General features: G+C 62.0%; 4 protein-coding genes and 1 pseudogene. 3 read left to right on the top strand and 2 right to left on the bottom strand.

From position 1 onward, the window contains the following. Both EN969_RS09360 and cyoA read right to left on the bottom strand, forming a co-directional pair. Nucleotides 1–504: cbb3-type cytochrome c oxidase subunit I (locus EN969_RS09360; RefSeq protein WP_206525139.1), on the bottom strand; the 504-nt coding region annotated here is incomplete at its 3' end. Between the two features lie 15 nt (nt 505–519). After that, on the bottom strand, nt 520–1,689 hold the full coding sequence (gene cyoA, locus EN969_RS09355) for a ubiquinol oxidase subunit II (RefSeq protein WP_013531506.1): 1,170 nt from the start codon (nt 1,687–1,689) through the stop codon (nt 520–522). Nucleotides 1,690–1,855: 166 nt separating this feature from the next. Here cyoA and EN969_RS09350 point away from each other — a divergent pair, with 166 nt between their 5' ends. The 3 genes and pseudogenes from EN969_RS09350 to EN969_RS35935 all read left to right on the top strand — a co-directional run. Then, nucleotides 1,856–3,169, top strand: coding sequence for an MFS transporter (locus tag EN969_RS09350; protein WP_024505203.1), 1,314 nt, complete (start codon nt 1,856–1,858; stop codon nt 3,167–3,169). Further along, nucleotides 3,166–4,488, top strand: coding sequence for an ATP-binding protein (locus EN969_RS09345; RefSeq protein ID WP_013531508.1), 1,323 nt, complete (start codon nt 3,166–3,168; stop codon nt 4,486–4,488). The genes EN969_RS09350 and EN969_RS09345 overlap by 4 nt, the downstream gene beginning before the upstream one ends. Further along, nucleotides 4,478–4,695, top strand: a pseudogene (locus EN969_RS35935) (two-component system response regulator); the annotation flags it as partial. The gene EN969_RS09345 and the pseudogene EN969_RS35935, both read left to right, overlap by 11 nt.

The raw sequence follows: 4,695 nt of genomic DNA, 5'->3' as shown, positions 1-4,695 counted from the left end.
CATCATGACGATGACCGCGCCGCCGACCGTCATCCAGAAGCTGAAATTGTTGAGGAACGGAAACGACACGTCGCGCGCGCCGATCTGCAGCGGGACGACGAAATTCATCAGGCCCGTCACCAGCGGCATCGCCACGAAGAAGATCATGATGACGCCGTGCGCGGTGAAGATCTGGTCATAATGATGCGAATTGAGATAGCCTTCCGAACCGCCGAAGGCCATCGCCTGCTGGAGTCGCATCATGATGGCGTCGCTGAAGCCGCGCAGCAGCATGACGATGCCGAGCACCATGTACATCACACCGATGCGCTTGTGGTCGACGCTGGTGAACCATTCGCGCCACAGATAGCCCCAGAGCTTGAAATAGGTCAGCGCGCCGACGAGGGCGATGCCGCCCAGCGCGACGACAATGAAGGTCGCGACCACGATGGGCTCGTGCAGCGGCAGCGACTCGAACGTAAGCCGGCCGAAGATCGCCTTGAGAAGAGCAGGATTGTCGAACATGTCTTGCGTGGCGCCTCAGGAGTTGAAGGGCGACCGAAGCGTGCCGGTTGCGGAAGGTGACGGCAGTCGGATCGACAGGGGCAGTGGCCGTTGCAGACCAGCGCCGACTATCGGCGTCGAGGTCATCGGCGTGGCGGATTGATCAGCCTTCGAAGCGGCCAGTGCTTCTTCGGTCGTGCATATGCTGGCGACATAGGATGGGGCGGGGCCGAATATCGTGCCGCGCCGGGCGAACTTGTCATACAGCAGCGGAAGGGTGTTGCGGATGCCGGCCATTCCCAGACCGCCCTTGGCATCGATCTGCGACATCTCGCTCATGCACATCTTGCCGGGCTCGACGCACATGTTGAGGATCGCCTTGTAGAGATCGCTATCCACCGCCGCATAGTGGCGCACGGGTTGGTTCTCACTGGGCTGTTCGAGCTCAAGATAGCCGTTTCGGTCGAGCTTGCCGCCGCTGTCCTTTGCCTTCGCGATCCATGCCTGGAAACCGGCATCCTCGAGGCCGTGGAACGCGAAGCGCATTCCCGAGAAGCCGGCGCCGCTGTAATTGGCAGAGAACCCTTCATAGTCGCCGGACTTGTTGATGACAGCGTGCAGCCTGGTTTCCATACCCGGCATCGCATAGATCTGGCCGGCCAGTGCTGGAATGTAGAAGGAGTTCATCACCGATGCGGAGGTAATGCGAAAGCTGATCGGCCGGTCGACCGGCGCAGCCAGTTCGTTGACCACGGCGACGCCGTATTCCGGATAGATGAACAGCCATTTCCAGTCGAGCGCGACGACTTCGACCTCAAGCGGGCGCACGTCCGGCGGCAGCGGCTTGCCGGCCGCTACACGTCCGATCGGACGATAGGGGTCGAGCAGATGGGTGCCCATCCAGGTCACCGCGCCCAGGCAGATGATGATCAGAAGCGGCACAGCCCAAATGACGAGTTCGAGATGGGTCGAGTGGTCCCAATCCGGCTCGTAGCGCGCCTCGCGGTTGGACTGGCGGTATCGCCAGGCAAAGAATATGGTGAGAGCCATCACCGGTATGATGACGATCAGCATCAGTGCCGTGGACACCATCAGCAGGTCGCGCTGCTGCTCGGCGACGTCGCCGGCAGGGTTCAGGACGACCATGCTGCAGGAGCCGAGCGATGCCAGCAGGGGCAGCAGGAAAAGGGTACGAAGACGGCTCAATGTATGACCTGTCGGTTGTTCCCCCCAGTGCTAACCGTACCGCGGCGATGAAGGCATTGGACAATTTGTCCAATGCCGCAATGACGCGGCAGGCGTCATCAAAGCATCTGGCCCGCGCACATGGCAAGCGATCGTATGAGACCGCGGCGGGGCGACGGAGAATGCTGTGAGCCCAACTTCGAAGATCGAAGCCGACGCAAGACGGATCAATGCGCGGCATCATGAGGTGAAGCCCGGCGAAATCGCCGTTGGCGTCATCATCGGCAGGACGTCGGAATTCTTCGACTTCTTCGTCTACGCGATCGCTTCCGTCATCGTTTTCCCCAAGCTCGTATTTCCATATGCCGACCCGTTGACCGGCACGCTCTACTCCTTCGCCATCTTCGCGCTTGCCTTCATCGCGCGGCCGATCGGGACGGCGATCTTCACCGCGCTCGACCGCGCCTACGGACGCAGCGCCAAGCTCACCATCGCGCTGTTCCTGCTGGGGACCTCGACCGTGTCGATCGCCTTCGTGCCCGGTTACGACCAGATCGGCCCGGCTTCGGCCTGGCTGCTGGCCATGTTCCGGATCGGTCAGGGACTGGCGCTGGGCGGGACATGGGACGGACTTGCCTCGCTGCTGGCGTTGAATGCCCCCGAAAAGCGTCGCGGCTGGTATGCGATGATCCCGCAGCTGGGCGCGCCACTCGGGCTCATCGTCGCCAGTGCCCTGTTTGCATATTTCGTCGGCAACCTGTCGGCTGAAGACTTCTTCAGCTGGGGTTGGCGCTACCCGTTCTTCGTCGCCTTCGCCATCAACGTCGTCGCCCTGTTCGCGCGGCTGCGCATCGTGGTGACGCCGGAATACACCAAACTGTTCGAAGGCCAGGAACTGGAGCCGACTTCCGTCCGCGAGACGTTGCGCGCCGAAGGGCGCACTGTCGTGCTCGGCGCTTTCGCGCCGCTGGCGAGCTTCGCCCTGTTCCACATGGTGACGGTGTTTCCTCTGTCCTGGATCTTCCTGTTCACGCGCGAGGGACCGGCACGGTTCCTGGTCATCGAGACGATCGGAGCCTTCTTCGGCCTGGCGGCAATCGCGATCTCGGGCGTCGTTGCCGACCGGGTCGGGCGCTGGCCCTTGCTTGGAGGCTCGGCGGTGGCCATTGCCGTGTTCAGCGGTTTCGCGCCACAGCTGCTCGATGGCGGCTTCGTCGGAGAGTCCGTCTTCATGGTGTTGGGCTTCGTCCTGCTCGGCCTGTCGTTCGGCCAGTCTTCGGGAGCACTCGCCTCGAATTTTTCAAAGAACTACCGCTATACAGGTGCTGCGCTGACCTCGGATCTCGCCTGGCTGTTCGGCGCCGGCTTCGCCCCCATTGTCGCCCTGTTCCTGTCCGCCCATTTCGGGCTGATCTCGTCAGGCGCCTATCTGCTGTCGGGAGCGCTATGCACGCTGCTGGCGCTGCGGCTCAACCAGCGCCTGGATCGGACTCCCGCTTGAGTGACCTGCTTGGCCAGGGCTGGGGACCTCCCGGCCCAATGACGCTGCACGACAAGACCAACAAGCAGAATTTTCTGCTTCTGATCCAACTGCGCTGGATCGCGGTCGGCGGTCAGATCGTGACGATCCTGTTCGTCCGCTACGCGCTTGGCATCGGGCTGCCGCTGGTGCCGATGGCAGTGGTGATCCTGCTGCTGATCGCTCTCAACGTCGCCAGCCTGCGCCGGCACAGCAGCCAGGACGCGATCACCAACACCGAGCTGTTTCTTGGACTGCTGCTCGACGTCACCGCGTTGACGGTCCAGCTTTACCTGAGCGGCGGCGCGTCCAATCCCTTCATTTCGCTTTACCTGCTCCAGGTCATCCTGGGCGCGGTACTGCTGGAGACATGGTCGGTCTGGGCGCTTGTCCTCATTGCAAGCACGTGCTTCATCGCGCTGACCACCTTCTACCGTGAGATCAGCCTGCCCGCCGCACACGGTGCCGGGCTGTTCAGCCTGCACATTCAGGGCATGTTCATCTGTTTCGTCCTGGCGGCAACGCTTCTGGTGCTGTTCATCACCAGGGTCCAGAACAACATTCGCACCCGCGACGCTCATCTTGCGGATTTGCGCCAGCAATCGGCGGAGGAGGCTCACATCGTCAGGATGGGCCTGCTCGCCTCTGGCGCCGCGCATGAGCTCGGCACGCCGCTGGCTACGCTTTCCGTCATCCTCAACGACTGGCAGCGCATGCCGGTTCTCGAGGCCGATCCGGATCTGGCGCAGGAAATCCGGGAGATGCAGGGCCAGTTGGACCGTTGCAAGAAGATCGTTTCGGGAATCCTGATGTCGTCGGGCGAATTGCGCGGCGAAGGCACGGTTCGCACCTCCGTCGATGCCTTTCTGGCGGAGCTGGTGGCCGAATGGAAGTCGACACGGCTGCCGCAAGGTTTCGAATACACCAGGCGTTTCGGCGCCAACCAGGAGATCGTCTCCGATCCCGCGCTCAAACAGGTGATGTTCAATGTACTGGACAACGCACTTGAAGCGTCGCCTCTATGGGTCGGTTTGATCGTCAGCCGCCACGCGGACGATCTCATCATCGAAGTTGTCGACGCGGGACCGGGATTTGAAGAAGCCATGCTTGCTGAATTCGGCAAGCCCTACACGTCGACCAAGAACCGGCCAGGTAGCGGGCTCGGCCTGTTTCTGGTCGTCAATGTCATCCGCAAGCTGGGGGGTAGCGTCACTGTAAGAAACAGAACCGAGGGGGGAGCTTCGGTTACGTTGCATCTGCCGCTGGCTGCTCTGTCTCCGCGAGGGCACAATGCCGACTGAACGCACGCTGCTGATCGTCGAGGACGACATCGCCTTTGCCAACGCACTGCGCCGGTCTTTCGAACGGCGTGATTACGAAACGCATAGCTGCCGGAGCGTCGACGGCGTGCAGGCGCTGATCGGCACCGTTGCCTTCCAATATGCCGTCGTCGATCTCAAGCTTGCCAGCGGCTCGGGCCTTGAGTGCGTCAGGGCGCTGCACGAACA

It is taken from the genome of Mesorhizobium sp. M7A.F.Ca.CA.003.01.2.1, assembly GCF_003998945.1.
Classification (GTDB): domain Bacteria; phylum Pseudomonadota; class Alphaproteobacteria; order Rhizobiales; family Rhizobiaceae; genus Mesorhizobium; species Mesorhizobium ciceri.
Note: the sequence above shows the minus strand (reverse complement) of the source record. Positions and strands in the feature narration are given on the sequence as shown.